Origin of the sequence: Laspinema olomoucense D3b (assembly GCF_025370785.1) — a bacterium.
In the GTDB taxonomy this organism is placed as follows: Bacteria; Cyanobacteriota; Cyanobacteriia; order Cyanobacteriales; family Laspinemataceae; genus Laspinema; species Laspinema olomoucense.
In genome coordinates, this window is record NZ_JAMXFA010000034.1 from 59970 (window position 1) to 81797 (window position 21828).

At 46.0% G+C, this 21828-nt stretch carries 19 protein-coding genes and 1 tRNA gene; 8 read left to right on the forward strand and 12 right to left on the reverse strand.

Annotated features, from left to right (window positions below; genetic code table 11):
* Positions 1-119 precede the first annotated feature (119 nt).
* Together NG792_RS21445 and NG792_RS21450 are read left to right on the forward strand one after the other, a co-directional pair.
* Positions 120-611, forward strand: a complete 492-nt coding sequence (locus NG792_RS21445) for a PspA/IM30 family protein (RefSeq protein ID WP_261236729.1) — start codon at positions 120-122, stop codon at positions 609-611.
* A 190-nt stretch (positions 612-801) separates the two neighbouring features.
* Positions 802-2163: a 16S rRNA (cytosine(967)-C(5))-methyltransferase gene (locus NG792_RS21450; protein ID WP_261236730.1), complete on the forward strand. Its 1362-nt coding sequence runs from the start codon at positions 802-804 to the stop codon at positions 2161-2163.
* Between the two features lie 73 nt (positions 2164-2236).
* Here NG792_RS21450 and psb35 read toward each other — a convergent pair whose 3' ends face one another.
* The 7 genes from psb35 to petP form a co-directional block, all read right to left on the reverse strand.
* Positions 2237-2419 carry a photosystem II assembly protein Psb35 gene (psb35, locus tag NG792_RS21455; protein WP_435387595.1) on the reverse strand — a complete coding sequence of 61 codons (183 nt, stop codon included), beginning with the start codon at positions 2417-2419 and terminating at the stop codon, positions 2237-2239.
* Positions 2420-2621: 202 nt separating this feature from the next.
* On the reverse strand, positions 2622-3134 hold the full coding sequence (locus NG792_RS21460; RefSeq protein ID WP_261236731.1) for a hypothetical protein: 513 nt from the start codon (positions 3132-3134) through the stop codon (positions 2622-2624).
* Positions 3131-4240, reverse strand: a complete 1110-nt coding sequence (locus NG792_RS21465) for an AAA family ATPase (protein WP_261236732.1) — start codon at positions 4238-4240, stop codon at positions 3131-3133. Before NG792_RS21465 ends, NG792_RS21460 begins: the two co-directional genes overlap by 4 nt.
* A gap of 87 nt (positions 4241-4327) precedes the next feature.
* Entirely contained in the window at positions 4328-6583 is a 2256-nt protein-coding gene (locus tag NG792_RS21470) for a transglycosylase domain-containing protein (RefSeq protein ID WP_261236733.1), read from the reverse strand.
* A gap of 155 nt (positions 6584-6738) precedes the next feature.
* Positions 6739-7806 carry a chlorophyll synthase ChlG gene (gene chlG, locus NG792_RS21475; protein ID WP_261236734.1) on the reverse strand — a complete coding sequence of 356 codons (1068 nt, stop codon included), beginning with the start codon at positions 7804-7806 and terminating at the stop codon, positions 6739-6741.
* A 220-nt stretch (positions 7807-8026) separates the two neighbouring features.
* Positions 8027-9124: a Get3/ArsA fold putative tail anchor-mediating ATPase NosAFP gene (locus NG792_RS21480; protein WP_261236735.1), complete on the reverse strand. Its 1098-nt coding sequence runs from the start codon at positions 9122-9124 to the stop codon at positions 8027-8029.
* Positions 9125-9223: 99 nt separating this feature from the next.
* Positions 9224-9421 (reverse strand): cytochrome b6f subunit PetP, encoded by a 198-nt coding sequence (petP, locus tag NG792_RS21485; protein ID WP_261201372.1) that lies wholly within the window; start codon positions 9419-9421, stop codon positions 9224-9226.
* Between the two features lie 154 nt (positions 9422-9575).
* On the opposite strand from petP, the gene hisF reads away from it, so the two are divergent.
* The 6 genes from hisF to NG792_RS21515 all read left to right on the forward strand — a co-directional run bounded on the left by hisF (position 9576) and on the right by NG792_RS21515 (position 15391).
* The gene (hisF, locus tag NG792_RS21490) at positions 9576-10346 is read left to right on the forward strand and encodes an imidazole glycerol phosphate synthase subunit HisF (RefSeq protein ID WP_261201373.1); all 771 of its coding nucleotides are present in this window, start codon (positions 9576-9578) and stop codon (positions 10344-10346) included.
* A gap of 393 nt (positions 10347-10739) precedes the next feature.
* Complete coding sequence (locus tag NG792_RS29000; RefSeq protein ID WP_317619430.1) at positions 10740-11045, forward strand: hypothetical protein; 306 nt, start codon at positions 10740-10742, stop codon at positions 11043-11045.
* 154 nt (positions 11046-11199) lie between these two features.
* A tRNA-Ala gene (locus NG792_RS21500) sits at positions 11200-11272 on the forward strand.
* Positions 11273-11874: 602 nt separating this feature from the next.
* Positions 11875-13164: a Glu/Leu/Phe/Val family dehydrogenase gene (locus NG792_RS21505; protein WP_261236736.1), complete on the forward strand. Its 1290-nt coding sequence runs from the start codon at positions 11875-11877 to the stop codon at positions 13162-13164.
* 511 nt (positions 13165-13675) lie between these two features.
* Positions 13676-13867 (forward strand): ribbon-helix-helix domain-containing protein, encoded by a 192-nt coding sequence (locus tag NG792_RS21510; RefSeq protein WP_261236744.1) that lies wholly within the window; start codon positions 13676-13678, stop codon positions 13865-13867.
* Positions 13868-14176: 309 nt separating this feature from the next.
* On the forward strand, positions 14177-15391 hold the full coding sequence (locus tag NG792_RS21515) for a DUF4338 domain-containing protein (RefSeq protein ID WP_261236737.1): 1215 nt from the start codon (positions 14177-14179) through the stop codon (positions 15389-15391).
* An 85-nt stretch (positions 15392-15476) separates the two neighbouring features.
* On the opposite strand, the gene NG792_RS21520 is transcribed toward NG792_RS21515, so the two are convergent.
* From NG792_RS21520 to NG792_RS21540, 5 genes are all read right to left on the reverse strand, one after another.
* Positions 15477-17219 carry an ATP-binding protein gene (locus NG792_RS21520; protein ID WP_261236738.1) on the reverse strand — a complete coding sequence of 581 codons (1743 nt, stop codon included), beginning with the start codon at positions 17217-17219 and terminating at the stop codon, positions 15477-15479.
* A gap of 10 nt (positions 17220-17229) precedes the next feature.
* A complete protein-coding gene (locus NG792_RS21525) occupies positions 17230-18519 on the reverse strand; it encodes a hypothetical protein (protein ID WP_261236739.1) in 1290 nt (429 codons plus the stop codon).
* On the reverse strand, positions 18519-19199 hold the full coding sequence (locus NG792_RS21530) for a hypothetical protein (RefSeq protein WP_261236740.1): 681 nt from the start codon (positions 19197-19199) through the stop codon (positions 18519-18521). Before NG792_RS21530 ends, NG792_RS21525 begins: the two co-directional genes overlap by 1 nt.
* Positions 19189-20397, reverse strand: coding sequence for a hypothetical protein (locus NG792_RS21535; RefSeq protein ID WP_261236741.1), 1209 nt, complete (start codon positions 20395-20397; stop codon positions 19189-19191). Before NG792_RS21535 ends, NG792_RS21530 begins: the two co-directional genes overlap by 11 nt.
* A 620-nt stretch (positions 20398-21017) precedes the next feature.
* A complete protein-coding gene (locus tag NG792_RS21540) occupies positions 21018-21446 on the reverse strand; it encodes a hypothetical protein (protein WP_261236742.1) in 429 nt (142 codons plus the stop codon).
* Between the last annotated feature and the right edge of the window lie 382 nt (positions 21447-21828).

Here is a 21828-nt window from a genome sequence, read left to right on the forward strand (position 1 = left end):
TAGAAACCAAAGCCCCCGTAGGCGGGCTAATTTATGCTTTTTGCAGATAACAACATGACTGGGTAAAAGCTACAATAAAGAAAACCTTTCCCCGTCAACCCACCGCAGGAGATGAGACTATGGCATTAGGCGATCGCATTAATCGGCTGATCCGCTCAAATATCACCGATTGGAAACATCAACGGAAAGACTACCAACGTGAACTCGAACAAACCCTGAATGAATTCAAGCAAAGCGTGCAAAATGCCCTATCGAGTCAAGAAGTCCTCTTGCGGGACTATCAGAATGTACAGCAGCAAGTTCAGGAATTAGTCGAATCCGCTAAACTCGCCTTACAGCAGCAAAATGAACCCCTCGCCCGGGAATTATTAACCCGCAAACAAAGCTACAGCAAACAGGCAGACGAACTCAAACATCGGCTGGATGAATTAATCCCAACCGTGACTCTTCTCCAACAACAACTCGCTGCCTTAGAATCAGAACGAGATCTGTTTAAAGCTAATCTCGCTTCGGCTAACTTAGAACAAGATTTAGGAGCCCTCCCGGACCTAGATTTTGCAGAAATTGATGCTGAATTAGAACTGTTGCGATCGCGCCTGCATCGACTGTAGTAGAGTGTTCTGCACTGCTCTCCCTTAAAAATCATAAATTCTTGCCAAAATTTATCCGTCGCTGGGTTAAGAATCGTTTATAATTTTAGGTCCGACTCATTCTAAGTAAAAAATAAATTAAAACCGCCAAGTTCCATCCCGGTTTCTATAGAATGTGGCTGCCTTCTGCAATTTCAACCCTCAACCGTTAATGTCTAATCCGCGCCAAATTGCCTTTTTAGCCCTCCGCGATGTCCATCGTCGGGGTGTATTTGCCGATATTGCCCTGGATAAATGGCTGCAAAAAGCCAAACAGCAGGAAGAGTCTGCTCTTATCCCCAGCGATCGCCGATTAGCCACGGAATTAGTCTATGGTTGTGTGCGAAGAATGCGAACCCTTGATGCCATCATTGACCAACTGGCTAAAAAGAAATCTGCCCATCAACCCGATGACCTTCGCATTATTCTCCATTTGGGATTATATCAACTGCGGTATCTTTCTACCATTCCTGCCTCTGCCGCTGTCAATACCACAGTGGAATTAACCAAAGAAAATAAATTTAAAGGACTGGCAGGGTTTGTTAATGGATTATTGCGCCAATATATTCGATTAGCTGAAGCGGAAAATACTGACCCTTTAGTGCTTCCCGAAAATCCAATATCCCGCTTAGGGCTATTGCATAGTTTCCCCGATTGGATTATTGCCAATTGGTGCGATCGCATAGGATTGGCAGAAACTGAAAAACTCTGTACCTGGTTCAACCAATCCCCTACCCTTGATTTACGCATTAATCCCTTAAAAACCACCCGAGAAGAAGTCGAAACCGCCTTCCAATCCGCCGGGGTTCAACTTGCCAGATTGCCCTATTTACCCCAAGGATTGCGCTTATGTAGTGGTGGGGGTGCGATTGAAAACTTGCCGGGATATCAGGCAGGATGGTGGACAATTCAGGACAGTAGCGCGCAATTAGTCGGGTCCTTACTGGAAGTGAAACCGGGACAAGTGGCGATCGATGCCTGTGCCGCGCCGGGAGGAAAAACCACCCATCTTGCAGAGATGATGGGAGATACAGGGACAATTTGGGCTTGTGATAAAGCCCCTTCCCGACTCAAAAAAGTCAAAGAAAATGCCGATCGCCTCCAACTTCACTCCATTCAAACCCTAAGTGGAGATAGTCGCCACTTCACCCAATTTCATCAAACCGCTGATTGGGTACTTTTAGACGCCCCTTGTTCTGGACTCGGAACCCTTCATCGTCGCGCCGATGCCCGTTGGCGTCAAACCCCAGAAAATATCCAGGAACTGTCCCAACTCCAGGGGGAATTGCTCACAGAAACTGCAAACTGGGTAAAACCCGGGGGTCACCTCGTCTATGCCACCTGTACTATCCATCCCAAAGAAAATGAAGACGTCATTCAAGGATTCCTCACCAGTCATCCCGCCTGGGAAATCGACCCTCCCACCACCGATTCTCCTGCCGCACACTTCGCCAAACCCGAAGGCTGGATCACCGTCTGGCCCCACCACCATGACATGGATGGATTTTTCATGGTGAGACTGCGGAAACAGTAGACAGCATAATGTCAGGGCGATCTCGTTAGATCGCCCTGACTCTAATTTTATTATGGGGGTATTGAGTTAAGTTTTACTTATCAACCTTGGGGACTACATCGGGACGCTCTTTATCTTCCCAACCGGGGGGACGTTTGGAGTTATACCAGGCGATCGAACCGAGGGTGACTGCCGCAATAAAGCCTACGACATACACCAAGGTAAAACTTAAAGGGAAATTGTTAGCACTCGCCCCCGCAGCCGCAGAGACTTCCATCAATATATTATTCATAAGCGTTTTTCACGAACTACACTCTCAGCTTACGGCAAGAGGGAACCTCCTGTCTCTCTCTAAAGAGGAATATTGGGGGAGATTTAATGATTAGAAAAACTTATGGTTTGAGGGTGGGCGGTGAGGGGAGGTTTTAGGGTAATGGAGAGGCGATCGGGCTTCCTCGCTCATCTACCCAGATTGGATATTACTCAAATAAAAAGGGTTTAACCGATGATCTCAGGCGTTCTAACTCAGGGTGGTTGTGTCTGAGCAGTTCATGGTTCCAAAATGTTTGCTGATTGTCAGCACAATCTTGTGCTAATGCTTCTCCGATTTCTTCAAACGTCTTTGTCTTTTTGATAAACGTCTTTGTCTTTTTGATCCCCCGTTTTAAACTTTCGGGGTCACGGAGGACCCCCAAAACAAATATCCGACTTTGTAAGGTTTCTGGAATTTGTGTCCTAACAAAAGTCAATCGGTCTGTATCCTGATCAAAATCAATCAACAAAACCAGCATTCGGTGAGGAATGTTGTGCATTTTGGGACCGTGTACGGTCTTTACATCATGCAGAACATCTAACCATCCACCCGATGGGGGTAGAATTTGAATCGCTCGATTATTCAAATTAGGATTCAGAATAAATCCATTAGCAATTTGGCGGTCTGCATCATCTTCTGGCAAGACTAAAACATGGGGTCTATATTTATTCAAAGTCATAAATCTAAATCCCCCTGAATTAAAGCAGCCATTAAATCACCTTGAATTGTAATTTCTTCAAGGGGTCTGACTAAAGTGGGTTCTAAATGGCTTTTTCGATGAATCAACCAGGTATTTTCATTAGAAAATTTGAGAATGCCTTCGGGATTATGGGAGGTTACAAGTAGCTGACCTCCGTTCTTAAAAGAACGCCGGAGTGAGGTTACGAAATGTCCAACTTCAGACAAAGACAAATAGTTATCTGGCTCATCCCAAAAGCAAAACAGGGGCCCATAAAATTGATTTGCAGCAACCAAAACAGCGCCCAAAAAGAAACACTTTTCTCCATCAGATAAGTCGCTAAAATAAACGCTTAAATTGGCATTCTTTTCTTCAAAGCGAACTATCATACTTTTGAAGTCTTTACCCATTAATTCATTACGAACATCTTTAAAGTCCGGAATTACGTTTCGCAGATATTTGTCTACCTGGGTATAGGCAGCCGGATAGCGACTCAGCAACCCAGAAAACCACTCCCCAAAATTTGAACCATCCCGTTTAGGCTCCAAGGTTTCACCGCGCGAATCGCCGTTCATGAAACTGGGGATTGGCGCTAAAATAATCATCCGGTTCAGCCCGGTTTTGAAAATATGTAGGGGGTCAGTCTGCGATTGCTCTTGAATGACCGGAAGGGCAACCAAATGCCAATCCACTAGAAACTCAGCTGTGCGGTTTTGTGAGGTTTTTAAAAGCGTGATTTGAGCTTCTTTGCGAGTGTAAATTGCCGTTCCGTTCACGATTAGTTCTTCTTCATAAACTCTCATTTCTTTAAAATTTTCCGGGAAGTCAAAAGCTATGCTATATTTGTAGAGTTTTTCTTGCAAAAATACTTCGATTTCAAAGCGAATGGGAATATTAGATCGTCCCTGAGAGAAGTCCTGTGGTTGCACCAATTGGTTAACTTTATTGATTCCTCTACCGATGCTTTGAAAAACTTCTAATGCCCTAGCAATCGTGGATTTACCAGAGCCATTCTTCCCAATTAAAAGACCCGATGAAATTCCTTTGGTAGTGAATTCAAAGTTTTCTAGGCATCTAAAATTATTAACATAGAGTCGATGCAGCATTAAAAACTCCTTGTTATCCTCAAAATAAACACCCCAAAGATTATTCTAGCATATCCTTGGGGTGTTTATCCGTTTTCATCGGCCTACTTAGTAATATCCCTCAGAATAGTCCCCGGCATTGGCAGAACCCGTTTGAGCATTATCTGGAGTGGTATCTCCATAGAAAATACTATTGGGAGTAACCGGCTTGGTTTTGATAAACTCTTTGCGTCCATCTAAGCGCTCTGGGATTTCAGGAAATTCCTCAACGGGCATTCCTTCCACTGCTTTTTCCATGAATTGACGCCAGGTAAAAGCAGCGGTACTGCTGCTTCCCCAGGTGGGATAACTATCATCATTACCCAACCAAACCCCGGTGACTAATTGAGGAATATAGCCAATAAACCAGAGATCTCGGGCTTCGTCAGAGGTGCCGGTTTTTCCCGCAACTGGACGGTTATCTAACTGCGCCGCTGCTCCTGTGCCCTGTTGGACGACGGGTTCTAACATCCAAGTAACGATCGCAGAGGTTTCTTTATCCAAGGCTTGTTTGGGTTGAGATTTCCCTTGGTAAATGGTGTCGCCTCGGCGATCGATAATGCGGGTAATGCCGTGGGGTTCGTGATATTTTCCTTCAGCGGCGATCGTGCCGTAGGCGCTGGTGAGTTCGAGTAAATTGACTTCAGATCCACCCAGGGCTAAAGAATAAATCGGGTCAAGTTTCGACTTGATGCCCATGTTTTTAGCGAGTTCGATGGTGGGTTCAAAGCCAATATCAATTAAGACTTTAACCGCAACGACATTAATAGAATTAGTTAAGGCATCCGAGATAGAAACCCAGCCTCGATATTTTCCCCCAAAATTACGGGGTTTGTAGCCATCAACTTTAAAGTTTGCATCTTCGTAGCCATCGTAAGGAGACCAACCGGCGGCGATCGCCGCCGCATAGACAAACCCTTTAAAAGTCGAACCCGGTTGCCGTTGTGCTTGAGTGACGCGATTGAATTCGCTTTCCTCAAACGATCGCCCTCCCACCATCACTTTAATTTCCCCCGTATCCGGGGCGATCGCCACCAATGCTGCTTGCTCAAATCCCTGGGCAGGTCCATCCAATTCTGCCGCCTCTTTCACCACCTGTTCAGCCATTTTCTGCCATTTCAGGTCAATGGTAGTTTCCACGGTCAATCCACCCATTTCTAGGGCTTCTTTTGACACCAACTTGGGCAATTCTTTCTGAATGTAAGACGTAAAATAAGGCGCTTCAACTTTGAGTCGTTTTGGCGCACTTGCTTGCACTTGTAGGGGCTGTTCTCTCGCTTCAGCCGCTGCTTCAGCCGTAATGTATCCCAGTTCAGTCATCCGCTGTAAAACAATATTGCGGCGTACTCGGGCATTTTCTAAATTAACTAAAGGCGAGTAAGCTGAAGGTGCCGGTGGTAATCCAGCAATCATTGCCATTTCGCTGAGGGTTAGTTCATTGACGGACTTACTAAAATAAACCCAAGCTGCATCCGCTATGCCATAAGCACCTGAACCGAGATAAACATAATTGAGGTAGCGTTCGAGGATTTGCTGCTTCCTCATATTTTTCTCAATTTTTCGGGCTAAAAATGCTTCCCGAATTTTCCGTCCCGCTGTTTGTTCCTGAGTTAAAAAGACCATCCGGGCGAGTTGTTGGGTAATGGTACTTCCCCCTTCAACCACCTCTCTAGCCAGGATATTAGCCACAGTTGCCCGCAGTACCCCTTGATAGTCCAAACCCCGATGTTGATAAAATCGGCTGTCTTCTGAAGCGATAAAGGCTTCAACAAGGGGTGGGGGGATGTCCTGCATTTTCAGCTTGTCTCGGGTTGCAGGTCCGATTTGCTGCAAAATGGTGCCGTCTTTAGTGGTAATAGTTAACGTCCCATCCCGGACAAAGGTAAACACTTCTGAGACATCGGGCAAACTGCGATCGATTCGCCACCACACCCAGGTGAGAGTTCCAGCGGTACTACTGACGACGACAACGCCCAAACCCACCCAAAAGATGCGACGACGATAGAGGGGTTTTCCGCCCGGATTAAACCAGAGGCGTTTGAGGCTGGATAGAATATTTTTACCAGGTTTACCGGCTTTGGAGGGCTTACCGGGATCCGAGGGATTTTCCTGTGGGGCGATCGCCTGGGGTTCTCGTGGTTGACCCGGCTCTCCTGGGGCTAAACTGAGGGGAGTCCCTGGAAGAACAGTTGGGTGTGCAGGGTCAACCTCCGGGCGATCGCCTTGATTTTGCTGGCGCAAATCCCCCGGTTTTCTCGAATTACTGCCGGTTGCACCCCCGAATTTCCTGGAGATATTTTTGAGCTTGGAAATAAATTTAGCCACGTCAACTCCTCTGACCGCCACTTACCGAGCCTTATTGGGTTTTATTTTAGAGCTTGGGATCAGTATTTGCACTAAAATACACCGAGGTTAATTTCTTGGCCGGAACTTGTAAGTTCCGGCAGATTGCCAGGGTTAGGATTTAATGACACCCACCCCTAAATAATATTGGCATGACCGATCGCCAGGGCCGTCACCAACATTCCCAACACCAAAAACGGCTGGGCTGATGCCTGATATTTGACATCATTTTCCAAAGGATTCCGCAGAAAATACATATCCTGGAAGGTAATTTGCGGAATAACCAGCAAAATTAGGATTGCCGCATACAGGTTTTGGTGAATCGCAATCAGATATCCCGCGATTCCCAATTGGAAGATATCAATCATCAGGACACAGATCCAAGCGGCAGTCCCGACCCCAAACATCACAGGTAAGGATTGCAAACCCAGTTGTTTATCCCCTTCCACGCTTTTAAAGTCATTGACGATCGCAATTCCCAATCCCGCCATACTGTAAATCAGGGTAATCACCATGATTTTGGGTCCAATTTCCCCAAATAGCGCTTGTCCCGCCCACCAAGGTAGGGCAATATAACTGGCACCGAGGGCATAGTTTCCTAACCAGCCATTTTTCTTCAGTTTCAACGGGGGGGCCGAATAAATATAGGAGACGAAGGAACCCCCAACAGCCAAAGCAGTAATCGTGGGAAAATCATGACCCGCCCAGATATCCAGGGCGTAGGCGACGCCAATCCCAGCGAGTAACAACACCCAAATTTGGCTAATCACTTGCGGGACAGCGATCGCCCCGGAGGGAATGGGGCGATAGGGTTCATTAATCGCATCTAAATCGCGATCGTAAAAATCATTAATGGTTTGAGTGTAGCCTGCCAGCAAAGGACCAGACATCAACATACAAGCGGCTGCAATTAAAATATGCTCTAACTTCCATTCGTAGTTACCGGAAGCAGCAGCCCCACAGACAACGCCCCAAATCAAGGGAATCCAGGTGATCGGCTTCATCAATTGCAGCCGAATTTTCCAAATGGATGTTTCCTTAACTTCCGCCCCTTTCATCCCCAACATCTGCCGAGTTCTAGCATTGCGGTTGGATGACTCAGGGGAAGCACTTGGGATGGGTGTTGCTGAAGTAGCAGCCTCTGGAGGTGGCACGCGATCGGGAGAGTTGGACAAATTAGACTCAGATGTAGGGGGGTTAGACATATCAGACTTGGGAGTGTTTCGGTTGGTTAAGTAATCAGTCTAATTGATTATGGGATAACGACTCCTTAGCAGCAAGGCGATCGCCCGAACCCCTGTGCCTTTTTCAAATTCTCAATCCCGACAATCTCAACTCCATAAAGCGATCGCCCGTCGGATGCCTCCAGTCCAACTGGAACCTATCCCACGGGCGATCGCACCGTTTAAAACAAATTAAAACCCGTTAAAACGAAATAATTAAGAATTGCTGCTGAAACTTCGCCCCTTTAACCGCTTTCCCTTTTAACTCCGGAGGCAAGGAAATATTGCGCCGTTGGTCCCCAGCTTCAATAGTCACTTCTGGACCATATTGCGTTAGCTTGACTTGTTTTTTGTCAAACCCGGGCAAAAATAGCTTCACTTGACTATTCACCCGGTCCACTTCAATCGGTTGGGGGACGCCTGCTGGTTTCTTGAAGTCTGGCAACGCATCCATCAGGGGTTGCCAATCGTTCCCCTCCATCTGAGGAATCGAGGTTACCGGCAGAGGTGCAAATTGTTCCACCACTTCATCGGTGACTGGGGTTAAATTACAAATCAATCCACCGATGGTGATACCCGCTTGTTGAGCACTCCCCCACAGATAGCGACTGGTTTCTACCGCAGAGCGATCGCCCGTCGTCACCAAATAAGCGATCACCCGATTGGGGTCACCCACAGATTGTTTCCCCTTTTCCAATAAATCCGTCGCTTGTTCTGCCGGTTTACCCCCGACATTATCCAGGGACCAGCCGGTATTAAACACCGTACTGGTAACAGGTTGCACAAAGGGCGACAGCGCTTTCCCCAGTTCCGATTCAGCCAACACCCCTCGGAAGCGGCGAATATACCAGCTTAAAATCTCGGGGATTCCCAGCATCCGCAGGGTATCCTTATCCCCTCTGCCGTCGTAAACGATCACATCATATTGATTGCTGGCATCATACTCGCGTAGGGCATTCAGGGCGAGGGCGCTATCCATCCCCGGCAATACCCCCAATTCTTCGCCATACACCTCTTTAAAAAACGGAGTCCGAAGATATTCCGCTTCCAAATCTTTCACTTGCTGCCAACTCCGTTGCAGCAGTACCGCTGATTCCAACTGTACTGCTTTGAGGTTAGCGCCGATTTCTATGGGATCGCAGGTGACGGTCGCACCGACGAGTAAACTAAAAGCGGGACTACTATCCTGGCCGACGAGCAACACGCGCTTACCTTGAGATGCAAATCTCTTGGCAGCGGCGATCGCGACGGTCGTTCTTCCAGTCCCACCCTTTCCTAAAAAGGTCAAAATTAAGGCCATTTGTTTCTGTTTTGAGCCACTTAAACCTTTTTTATGTTAATCGTCGATCGCGGGAGTGACAGGTTGGTTTCCCCACTGTTTCCACCGCGATCGCCCCCCTTACAGGGCTTGGACTTCATCCTCAAAGAACCAAGTGGTGATTCCGCTATCCAACTGAACTACCACTCCAACACCGCTGCCATCCGTCATTCTGAAATCTTTGATTGTGCCGACGGGATTGCTTTTAATTTTGGCGACTGTATCAGCGGACAATCTTTCTCTGATGCGGGTAATTTTGACCTTTTGACCGATTTTCATTTGAAATCCTGTGGGTTTCCTCTGATTGAACCATTCCACAGTTTATCAGTGCTTGCCACTGATTATGAAGCCTTTGGACAAAGGTTGAGGGCGGAATTTTCTACCTTGTTCCGTTGCTCCTTCGGTCTTCTGTCGTCCCCTAACGGAACTCATCATGCTTGCCAAACGAATCTTACCCTGTTTAGATGTCAAAGCCGGTCGTGTAGTCAAGGGAATCAACTTTGTCAACCTCAAGGATGCCGGAGACCCTGTAGAACTGGCTCAGGTTTACAATGAAGCCGGTGCCGATGAGTTGGTGTTTCTGGATATCACCGCCACTCATGAGGACCGGGATATTATTTTTGATGTGGTTTACCGCACTGCCGAACAAGTTTTTATCCCCCTGACTGTCGGGGGTGGGATCCAATCCTTAGAAACAATTAAAAAATTGTTAAGAGCCGGGGCCGATAAAGTCAGCATCAACTCCGCAGCGGTGCGAAACCCCGATTTTATTAATGAAGCCAGCGATCGCTTTGGGAATCAATGTATTGTCGTGGCGATCGATGCCCGTCGCCGCACGGATCCAGAAAATCCCGGGTGGGATGTCTATGTGCGCGGGGGTCGTGAAAATACCGGCATTGACGCGATCGCCTGGGCGAAAGAAGTCGAACAACGCGGATGTGGAGAATTACTCGTCACCAGTATGGATGCCGACGGCACTCAAGCAGGTTATGACTTAGAACTAACTCGCACCATCGCCCAACAAGTCCAAATTCCCGTGATTGCTTCCGGAGGGGCCGGAAACTGCCAACATATTTATGAAGCCCTCACCACCGGCCAATCGGAAGCGGCCCTGCTTGCATCTTTATTACATTACGGTCAACTCAGCGTTGCTGAGATTAAAACCTACCTCGCCGAACGGCAAGTCCCCATCCGTCAATTGTAAAGGGGAGTTTAAACGACTCTAAACTCGCGTGGGCTGCCCCCACCTAAAGCCCTCTCGAATGAGCCTTAGCCTGCCTTTGCAGGCTTCGTCCCGGGAGCCAGAACAGGCATGGGTGCGCGTTTTTATAGACTTCATCCCTAACGCGATCGGCATCCTGTCCTTAATTCCCCCTTAAATCTTTGCCGTCTGTCTAAAGTATGAATATTGTCTTAAGGTTTACGGTGTAAGCGTCGCTGTCGATCCCTGGGAATTGCCTTTAAATCCTTACTCAGTAAAGATTTTTGTTCCCCCTCCTCTCAAAGGGATAGGAGGGGGATTTTTTCTGTAGCTCTACCCACTTAATCTGAGAGGATGTTAAAATATGTAAAGTAATCGGGGAATATATGTAAAGTTATGATTCTGATCCTCATAATCGTCATAGCTTTGGTGGCCTGGTCCCTGCACCTGATGCAGCAAGCCGTCGATAAAAATGAATTTTCGCTGATGCTGGCCGGGACCTTAGTCGCAATGGCTGCGGCAGCAATGATGGCCGTCTATTTCCTGATGGGCGACTATATGCTGTATGTCCGAGAAATGGCGAATCGAGGAGTGCTAGAGTCTTATTACACTTCCACCAGCGCGGTGAGTGTGAATCCTTGGAGAGAAACGGGGACGATAGATTATTATGACACGAGCGATCGCGCGCCACTGCTCCCATAGTCCTAACATTTCAGGGGGCGCTCTATAGGGGTTATCCCGGATGAAATCGCCTCACCGCAACGATCAACAGACTGCCGCAGAAAACTTGGAAAAATTTTGACTAACCTAGTTGACAAATTAATCGGGTTCGTGCCAATATAATAAAGCGCTGAACGGGGCTATAGCTCAGTTGGTAGAGCACCTCAATGGCATTGAGGGGGCCAGCGGTTCGAGTCCGCTTAGCTCCATATAAATCAGAAAGAGGGACACAGTATTACTGTGTCCCTCTTTTTTTGTTGCATGGGGGACAGGCAACCTCTCGCTTTTCTCAATTTGCGCTGTTGGAGAATCAAAAATTCCCCTCAATTTAGCAAGAGTCAGAGGCACTACCGTCTTGATTTTTACTCCCTCTAAACCCGCCCTAGCCGCGATCGCACCCATAGCTACCCAGCAGAAACCTCAGTAAAACAGAACGCGATTCATCACTAATCAACATTTGGGGAGACCCTCGATTCTCCCGATCCCTATCACCCTCTGTTTATCCCAATCGCGATCCCCAATCCGCACAGGCGGTCATTGTACTGAATTAAATCAGGCGATCGCCGCTTACTCCCTGAGTTTTCTCAGTCTTAATACTTATGTTTTTAGGCATATCAAATTTTCACAATAAAACTGTTACAATTTATACTAAATTTACACTTTATAGAGATTTTTCGGTTAGGCTACAAATAACAAGGAAATTAATCACAGCGTGCTGACATCCCGCGCCACTCCAGCCGCGATCGCCTAACTTCACTCCGGCACGGGATCACCGATTGCTCCGCCCTTCATTCCGGAAACTTATAAATTTATGGTTTTATCAACGCCCATAACACAACTTGCTCCCTCTCCTGCCTACATTTGTCCCCATGACCGCGCCTGCACCTACCTGGGACAAGCGGCCCTCGCCTTAGAAATGGATCCGAACATTCTGCGGATTCTCGAACAACCCCGCAAAGTCGTTACCGTCTCCATTCCCGTACTTTTAGATAATGGTGAAGTCCAAGTGCTCGCTGGACATCGGGTTCAACATTGTGATGTTCTGGGACCCTATAAAGGTGGCACTCGGTATCATCCCGCCGTCACCTTACAGGAATTATCCGCCTTAGCCATGCTGATGACCTGGAAATGTGCCTTAGTTGGAATTCCCTACGGGGGGGCCAAAGGTGGCATTGCGATCGCCCCCCATCGTTACTCCGTTCGCGAACTAGAACGGATTACTCGACGCTATACCAGCGAACTGATTAAGGATATTGGACCGGCGATCGATATTCCGGCCCCAGATATTGGCACCTCTTCCCAAGAAATGGCTTGGATGATGGATACCTATTCCATGAACGTTGGTCATGCCGTCCCAGGAGTCGTCACCGGAAAACCGATATCCATTGGCGGTTCCAAAGGTCGGGCAATGGCAACGGGACGGGGTGTAATGATTACGGTCCGGGAAGCCTTAGCGCAACGCAGACAAACCTTTTCTCAGACTCGGATTGCGATTCAAGGGTTTGGTAAAGTTGGCGCGGCAGCAGCATCCTTACTCCATCAAGCAGGTGCGAAAATTATTGCCGTATCCGATGTTTCCGGTGCGTTTTTTGCCGAAAATGGTTTAGACATTCCGGCATTGGAAGGATATGCTCGCGAAAACAAGGGCAGTTTGGCCGGATTTCCCGGTGCAGAGTTGATTACCAATGCCGAATTATTGGCCCTACCCTGTGATGTGCTGATTCCAGCAGCCCTAGAAGACCAAATTACTGAGGACAATGCTGATCAGGTTCAAGCGCAAATTGTGGCCGAAGCGGCTAATGCGCCAGTCACCTTAATGGGCGATCGCCTCCTCGAAGCCCGAGGGGTCACCGTCCTCCCAGATATTTTGGCCAATGCCGGAGGGGTGGTGGTCAGTTATCTAGAATGGGTGCAAGGTCAATCCTACGTCTTTTGGGATGAGGAACGGGTCAACCGCGAGATGGAAGGGTTGATGGTGCAAGCCTATCAGCGAGTCAGCGAACTGGCCCAAAACCGCCAGATTCCCCTGCGACAAGCTGCCTATATGTTGGGAGTCGGGCGCGTGGCTGAGGCTTTAGGCGATCGAGGTCTATATCCATAACCCTTGGCAAGGGGGCGATCGCATATCCTCTGACATCAGCAACGAGAAGATCGCTCCTGTATCCACAACAAACATCTATCATTACGCTTGTTTTCAGGCTGAGTGGGAGAATGCCTACGGATAACTTAGATCTTCTTCTACCCGCTGTCCCACCAGTGTTTATCTCTGGTGGGAGCTTTTTTGTGTTTCTCTAAAGATTCCGATTACCCGTAATACTGGTTCTCTAGCATCTGAAGTTGACACACTTCCGTAGAAAGCTGACACTCTAAAATCATCTTCACAACTAGGTGTACTGGTGATTGGACGGTGGGTAGATTACTCGAATAAACCTCCTACTCTTCCCGATATGGCTTACCCGTAACACACTGGGTCTCCGAATGATTTGGTTAACTTTCTTTAAGAATTACTCAAATCTGAGTAACTATGACTCATAATAGGTTCGTATCTGTGTAATTAACGAGATAAGGGCAACAGAGACTGTATGATGTTAAATCAGTCTATCCACCCAGACATGAGCAAACGGATCCAAGTCATCCTGTCAGATAGGGCATCAGCAGACCTAGAAGAATGGGCGCATTCTGAAGGTCGCTCTGTCTCCAATCTTTCTGCTTACCTGCTAGAGAGGGCAATAGAGGAAGCTAGGCAGCAGGGGCGGCTCAAAAACCACCCCAAAAATCCTCCGCAGTCATCATCAGAGCAGTAAGTCGAGGCACATTTACTACAAATGTCCGACTATATTCTGAAATTAGATTGAGGGCAGATGTTCTTATTCAGCTAGTAAATTCTATTAACTATTCGTTTTTACAGAAGTTAATATTTTGACTTAATTTTCGTCAAAATGTTAGAAGATAAATTAAGTCCATATTATCTTGCTTTTAATATATTAAATTTAAAAGCAGGTGAATAATACCCACATTTCATCATAATTACGATTAAAAATCCCCGAATTTGCGATAGGTTAAGATGGGTAGACTTAATCACATTACCATGAAGTTTTATAACGGATAAATGTATGCATAGTTCTTTGGCTGAATCGGGAATTCAGCAGTCTGAATCGTTAGAAGAAGTACCTAATTTCTCTCCCCTAGTTCATGAAAAAAAGCTAGAAAATGAAGCCCAAGAAATGTTGGAGGCGATTAACCAAGAATTACGAAATTTAATGAGAATTGTCAACCCGGATGAAAAATCTCATTACCGAAGCTATACCAATCATTCCCGTCTAATAGCATTAGAAAAACATCAAAAATGGTTGGCAAATAACTGGCCAAAATACAGCCATGTGTTTGCCGAACCACAAGAAGTCGATCCTAGTGCGATTAAACCCCGCTTAGAATTGATAGAACAGCGATCACAGCGGGATATTTTTCGAGTAGCTCGTTTATACTGGAACCTGCCATACAGTCGGGGCTACGGTAGAAGATTAGAATATTTATTGTGGGATGATTCTAATAAAAAGCTAATAGGGCTTCTCGGTTTACAATCAGCACCCATTGCTTTGTCAGCCAGGGATCGAACGTTTAACATTCCTCGTGACAAAGAACGGAAAATCGAAATTGTGAACCAGACGATGGATGCCTACACATTAGGTGCTTTGCCACCCTACAGTGATTTACTGGCAGGAAAACTGGTTGTTTTAGCAGCAGCATCACAAGAAGTAAGAAAAGATTATGAACGTCGTTACGAAGGAAGAAAAACGGTGATGCGGGAGAGAGTGCTCCCTGCCGTTTTGATAGGGATAACTACCCTCAGTGCCTTTGGAAGAAGCTCTTTGTACAATAGGGTTAGCAAAGGAAGTAATGGTAAGCAAAACCAATGGGCGACTATTTCTCTTGGAGCCTGTGAAGGCTGGGGTACTCTACATTTTAGCGATGCTCTATACGCTCAAATGAAAACTTTTCACAAGCAGCTTTTTCCTGACAAACCTCTACGAGGTTTTGGCACAGGTCCCAAAATAAGGCTCCAAGTCACTAAGCGAGTCCTAAAAAACCTTGGCTTACCAGAAGGCAAACTGACTCGGCATAATCTTAAACGTGAAGTTTTTATGATCCCTCACGTGGAAAATCTAGATGAGGTCTTGAGTGGAACTGGAGAAGTACCAATTTACAATGACGACCCTTTTGATGAATTGGCAACCTTTTGGAAAGAACGTTATTGTTTGCCTCGTTCTTCCCTGCGATGCTCTATAGAAGGAAAACATACTATTGCCCTAGCTATCGGGGTTTTATGAAAAAAGTACCCTACATTACTGATGAATCTAGGGTACTGGCTTCCCTTATGGGTGAGAAATAAAAAATTTTGATAGACCAAGTGGCCTATAGATAATTTTCAATTTGAACGGAAACGATCTTTTTAGGTGAGCCGTAAGCAATAACACCACCTCCAATAGGAGCAGAGGCTAAATCATTGCGATAGCCTGATAAGGCTGGACAAGCATCTGCGAGATGTCGAAAATCGTTAGCGTGTTCTAAGGGAAGGACGAGGAAACCATCAAATTGACCTAGAAGTTCTTTTTGAATTGCCTGTGGACGTTGGGTAATGGCAAGTAGGCCAATCTGATAACTGCGGCCAGTAAAGGCAATCTTGGCAAAAATGGAGTCAGGGTCGGCTACTTTGTCCTGAGAAAGAAGGTACTGAGCTTCTTCTATCGCCGCCACAACTGGAATCATGCGATCGCGTTGCTCTTTACTCCCACTCGCCATTCCTTGATTGTGTCGGAAAATATGGTACAAGAGAACAACCGTGAGCATTTCACGCTCGTGATCTTCTAGTTGGTTTTTGTCTACTATAATCGTGCAGCCTTCCCGCAGGTATTGAAGGAGCTTACCCGTGCAGTCACCATAACTGGCATTCCTAGTCATAAATGGCATTTTCAAAAGTCGCTGCACTGCACGACGGATGTAAGATAAGCGATCGCGCAAACCTTTATCAATATCCTCTTCCTCGCTAATCTCCTCTCCTTTTTTAACCTTTTTTTTGCCAGCAGCACTATAAAACATTGGGCCATATTTCCGACCCCAGATTACGGTGTTGGGCATACCATACTCATCTACTGCCAACAGATCGCTAAAAAACTCTGATGTTTTTTTTCCCGTATCTTCTATCAACCGCACTACATTCGTTTGAGCTTCAGTCAGGTTAGCCAAGTCACACAATACTGACAGAGAGAGAGTTTCTAGCGGTAATTGCAGTTGAACGATATCCCTGATTCGATGGGTATGCTCTCTATACTCATCCGGATTGCAACTCAGAATAACAAGCTTGTCTTTAGATACCGCCCCCAACTTAGAGATCAATCCCGGTACAGTTTCCCCGGCTTGATTATAAGTATCGAAGGGATACTCCATCTTAAAATCATCGACTAGAAACCCCACTTGCCGGTTCTCCTGTTTTGAAGACATGGCGCGTAGATGACCGTCAAGGAGTTGACGCATAGCGGTAGACTTGCCTTTCCCAGTTTGACCCACTATTAAAAACCTTTTACCGACTAACTCCACTGTAGAAAAACGCACAGGTACATTGGGTCGGTTTTCTCTGCCAACACGAAGCGAACCAATATTTACACCGATTTGCCACTCACTCGCCATCAACTTTTCCGTATGGCTACTGGCTTCAACTGCAGTGGTCGTGTACTTACTTGGACGATATCCTCGTTCTGTAATTTCTCGTTCTTGAATTTCCCCCAGCAGGGTACAAATCGCTAGATTTTTGCAAAGAGCGCGGAAAGTCGGATCGTCAACTTCTTTATCCGGTCGCCGTCGCAGCAAATCTAGCATTTGAGCGTGTTCTGTCTTATGAGGAAAAGCATAGTCTATATCTACTACCATTAATAAATAATGGCGATCCGTTCGATTGTCTTTTGCTTCCAGTAAATCACCAACCCGGCAATCAAAATTTACGTCTAGTTCAACTTGATAACGCTTTTGATCGCCGTCCGATTGAGTGCCTACAACGAAATTAATTTCTTTTGGTTGTGGAACTTCTCGTGGTGGAAAGAACTCCCTCAATGTATTGCTCGACGCTCCCGAGTTGGTCATAATGTTTTTAGCTTCTGTCATTTACTTATTTTTAGGTTATATTGTGCAGTTTATGAGACGTGGCATCAAGGGGATTTTCGACTAATTCGCTCAAGATTATATTAGAAGTAGCAAATGCTTCTAGATATTTCTGACGAAGCAGACTTGCTTTTTCAGACGTGAGGACTACCTCGTGGTGCGCTAGTCCCAGCAAGTTGGGATAGCCAAAGCGTGCTACTTCTTGCTCGCACAGCCAAAGAAGTTCCCTGAGAGTCGGTTCGACTAGGTTTTCAATGTCGTGATTGTCAATGAGTAAGTCTGTTACATATAAATGAGGAATATTTTTTTTTTCGGTCAAATGAACTTCTCCATTCAATATGTTCTGCTGCCAATCCAGTAGGGTTTTTGGTTCCCTGACAAGCGCTTTGTAGTGATGAAGATCGTAAACGTTGAATTCGAGTACAACAAAAGTCATATAATTTTTCGGATCGGGACAGAAGGCAGTCCACAACGCCCCAATCCCTGCTAGATCTCTGTGATCTTTACCTCCAAGCATGAGGGTTTTACGATTGGTATAGACATCATTAGCGTAACTCTCGTTAATGGTTGCTTCTGGGACAATGAAGTAAAAGGCTCTATCCGTCTTTTTGGCTACTTCCCTCACCAGTGGGCATAACATACTATAGACCTCACCTGACTTGACAACTGCCACGCAGCGGACATCATTTCGGACAGCAGTTCGTCCCAACTCATCAACCCAGGAAGCTGCTTGCTCCATTTGGCAGTTAAACCGTCCATCCTTGAGTACCAAACTCCCTGGAGCTAGTTGGTGAGTAACTGCTGCCCTTAATGAGAGCCACTCCCCTGTTGCCCGTTCTACGGCTGCGATGGGTCGCACCCCCTTCTTATTGTTGAATTTTGGGTTTAATAAAGGAGGTTCAGTTGGTCTAGCAGAAGAGAGGGTTTGCCTAATTGCATAAAAATCATTTCGGAAGCAACGATTTTCTTCTGGATTGAGTAAATCCATTGTTAGATGGTAATAAAACAAATCCTCTCTTACCAAGAAATTACTGGCAGGCCCATCACGATAAATTCCTGCTTCCGGATCCCTTGGATCCAATTCAACATAGAGAACCCCCCAAGCCGCAATTCCTTGTTCCCGGCTATAAGGAACATAAAATATCTGCTGATCTGTGCCATCAAGTGCAGCAATGTAGGAAGTAGTTGGGTAGATGCAAGGCTCTACAGTACGGTATTCAGGCATAACAGAAGGGAGTGGTCTTGCCATGCCAGCCTCAACATTTTCGCGGATTGCGTTCAAATGGCGATCATAAATGTCCATTACGGTTTCCTCTTATAAGTTTCGAGTGGTGTTTTGCGTGTGATAGCGGGAGCCGTTTGGTAAATGTATGTCCAGCCTCGTTCTGCATCCTCACGCTCTAATGCCGTGACTTTTTCTCGACCAACCAGACCAGAACTAAATAACTTTTGGAGGTAAACACTCAAATTACCTACAGCTTTTTTAGAAGTCACACCTTCTTGAATTGCTGCGATTTGACTAGCACTAGCAGGGCCTTTTTCTTCTAAAAAACTCAATAACTCCTGAAACTTATTTGGAACCTGACCGATTAAGTGGGCTTCTCCTTTCTCATCGATAGTCCATATTGCTTTGGGGGGGGTAAAGCGGCGAGCTTCGCTTTCAAGGCTGTCTCTTGCCATTTCGCGTACATGGCTGAACAGAACTGGTATTTTGTACTCTGCGGCTAAATCGGGGGCAGACTCAACCAAAATTTTAGCTGCTGAAGGGGTAAGTACATCTATCCCTTCCAAATTAATGATATAAAGGATATCATCTTGGGTGGGCTGCCAATATTCTTTGAGTAAACCGATCATTTCCGGGGTTCGGAAATGTTTACCACCTAATTCCATAAGCATGATAATATTTCGTCCCGAACCATGTATTACGCCATCAGGATGACGATTTTTAACTTCTCTCAATAAATCCAACTGGTTAACAGACATTATTACTACTCCGATTTCTCGTTTCTTTGCAAAACAATTGCAGGTTAAATAGGATGCTTCTAGGCAAAAAAGCATCACTTCTGGGTTTGGGTCCAATAATTTCAAAACTTCTGGAGGAGTGAAATATCAAATGGTGAGTTTTCCAGTTTATAATGAGTAACCCCTTATATCGAGGCAGTAAGTCTTCATAGATATAAGGCATTCCACCTCCGTTACTACTGAGAAGGCTGTTTGCCAGACTATCTGCGGTATCTTCTGGCGGCCACCAGTCAAGGTGATCGATGGGGTTTGACCAGATAATTTCTATTTGTCCACTGGGCCAAATAGATAGACCGAATATTCCCTTTTCCCCGTGACCTACTAGGTTTTTAACAACCTCACTAATCAGTGTTAGTAGTTGATAGTAAGTAGGATTTCCAATTCTATCTACGATATAAGCTAACCAGCGTTCCATATTTTTAATTATATCATTGCGATTCTTGTCGTTGACCCTTAGCAAAGGTGTAATGATTCGGGATTGGAATTCTGTCACATCTGATGTCCATACATTCCGCCAAGGCTTTTTTGTTAATCCGTCCATTCCCAAGACATCCCAAAGTTTGCCTACAGGAGTATTCAGATTTGGGCGGATAAAATGAAAGTCTTTTATAGGCTTTATACCAGTTTCCTGGAACATATTCTGCGACCACTTGCCTAATGTTCCGTAGCAGCGTAATAGATTAATGAATACGGCTAAATTAACTAGCCCCCCCTTGCCCAGGAGATATTGTTCTTTAGTGGAAAAAAACTCACCTGAGTTGGGCTGACAAGCATACTCCTGAGCCAGTTCAAGATGTCTACAATCAAAAACAATTTCTGAGGGGACTTGATTGCTTTTCCATCCCTGCTTGGCCTCCCGGATCCCCTGGCAAGGGTCAAATGTAGTAGGAACATAGACAGGAATCTGCGGAAGCAGACTTAGAACGGGGGAATTGCCTCCATGTACTCTAATATCTCTGTTCTGGGGTCTTTCGGAGGTGGCTTTGTTAGTCTCAAGACGATCAACTTTGTATTTATTGACCGCTTCTTTTGCTGTTGATCGCCTACTCTGGTATGGAGTCGCTTCTGCTGGCAGACTAGGGGCTTCTGGGAAGAAGCCCGGTAAGTCCTCCAGTGATAGTTGTCCTGGGGCAGATTTAATTTTCCGTTTCCTGCTCATGGTTAACCTTCTCACGGTGAGTCTAGTGGAGATAGACCACAATAAATAAAAGCATTATAAATTATTCCCAATTCTTTTTCCAAAAGGAGTCGCATAGTGCTTCCCCGTCAGGAGAGTAGGGATCTACACGGCATTCTAGTTCCGTGATGATTTCAGCCTGCCTGCGGACAAGGGTTCTTAAGTAATCATTCTCAGTTTCAAGTTCTACTAGCCTACTGTCGTTCCCAATCAAGGGGCGGTGTTGGCTGATCTCTGTGTGTTTCGGCATCTGTAACCTCCGACTGTGTATTGCGTTATTGGGATTTTCAGCAAAACAAAAGGCTTACTTAATAAATATATTCCTTTTTTTTGGATCTGGCAACACCTGAGGCTAGATTTTTAGAATCGGAGATTTGAATACCCAAACCCCTGTGTTGCCTTGGGCGTTTCTAGGGTTTGATGCTGTGGTCCCTATCGATTTCAAGAGGAGAGTCGCAACGATAACAACAGGGGGGCCTTCTCGACGATGAGATGAAAACACAACGGCTGTTTTCCCGGTGGAGATATGTTTGTAGATTTCTGTCATAACGCCAGGACACAATAGCTAAAAGTCATGAGGACGCAAGGAGTGTTTGTTGCAATCAGCGATCGGTTTTCAAAGCGGGGACAACATCCCATCTGGGTAAGCGCTGAATGATCGAGACTGCAAGCTCTTTATTGAAGTGGAGTATGTCTAGTTCCGTCAGTAGCAGATGTAAGGGATCTCGGCCCCCATTGTCTGATCTGCTGTTCCTTGTTGGTTCCTTCATTATATAGAAGACTCGACTAGCGACTGGCGACCCTGCCCTTAGCCCTGGATCCTCTATAATGCATTCCGCCCGGGCTGAGGGAGCTTCCTCTATCTCTATATAGATAGCGCTGGTGGTGCGATCGCCTCGACCAATATCCTCTAATAACCATCCCTGGAATAAAGGGTCCAACACAATCCAAGGGGGCAACGCAGCTTGAGAATTGACTGCGATCGCCCCCTTGGACTTTCCCGTCTCAGGAAATACCAAATTTTTTGTCACTTGAAACTCCTTTCCTGTATGGCTTCCAGACTTTTTCCAAAAAAAAGTCAAAAATTTTCCTCAAAAACGCTTGACAAACCCTAGTGGGTTAGTTAAAGTAGTAAAGCGCGGTGAGGAAAGGCAACGAACCAAATCGCGCCTGAACCAAGACAATTAAAGAGTTTGAAAGCCAATAGAAACCTGGTCTCGTCAAGAAATCAGAAGTCTGTTAAGGGTTATACCTAGAGACTATAAACTAAAAGTCAAAAAAACGCAAGTTTTTAGACAAAAAGCCAATCACTCAAAGTGAAAAGCCTAAAGCTCAAGGAAATCATTCAGTGAAATGACCCTAACTTTAGAATTAAAACGGAGAGTTTGATCCTGGCTCAGGATGAACGCTGGC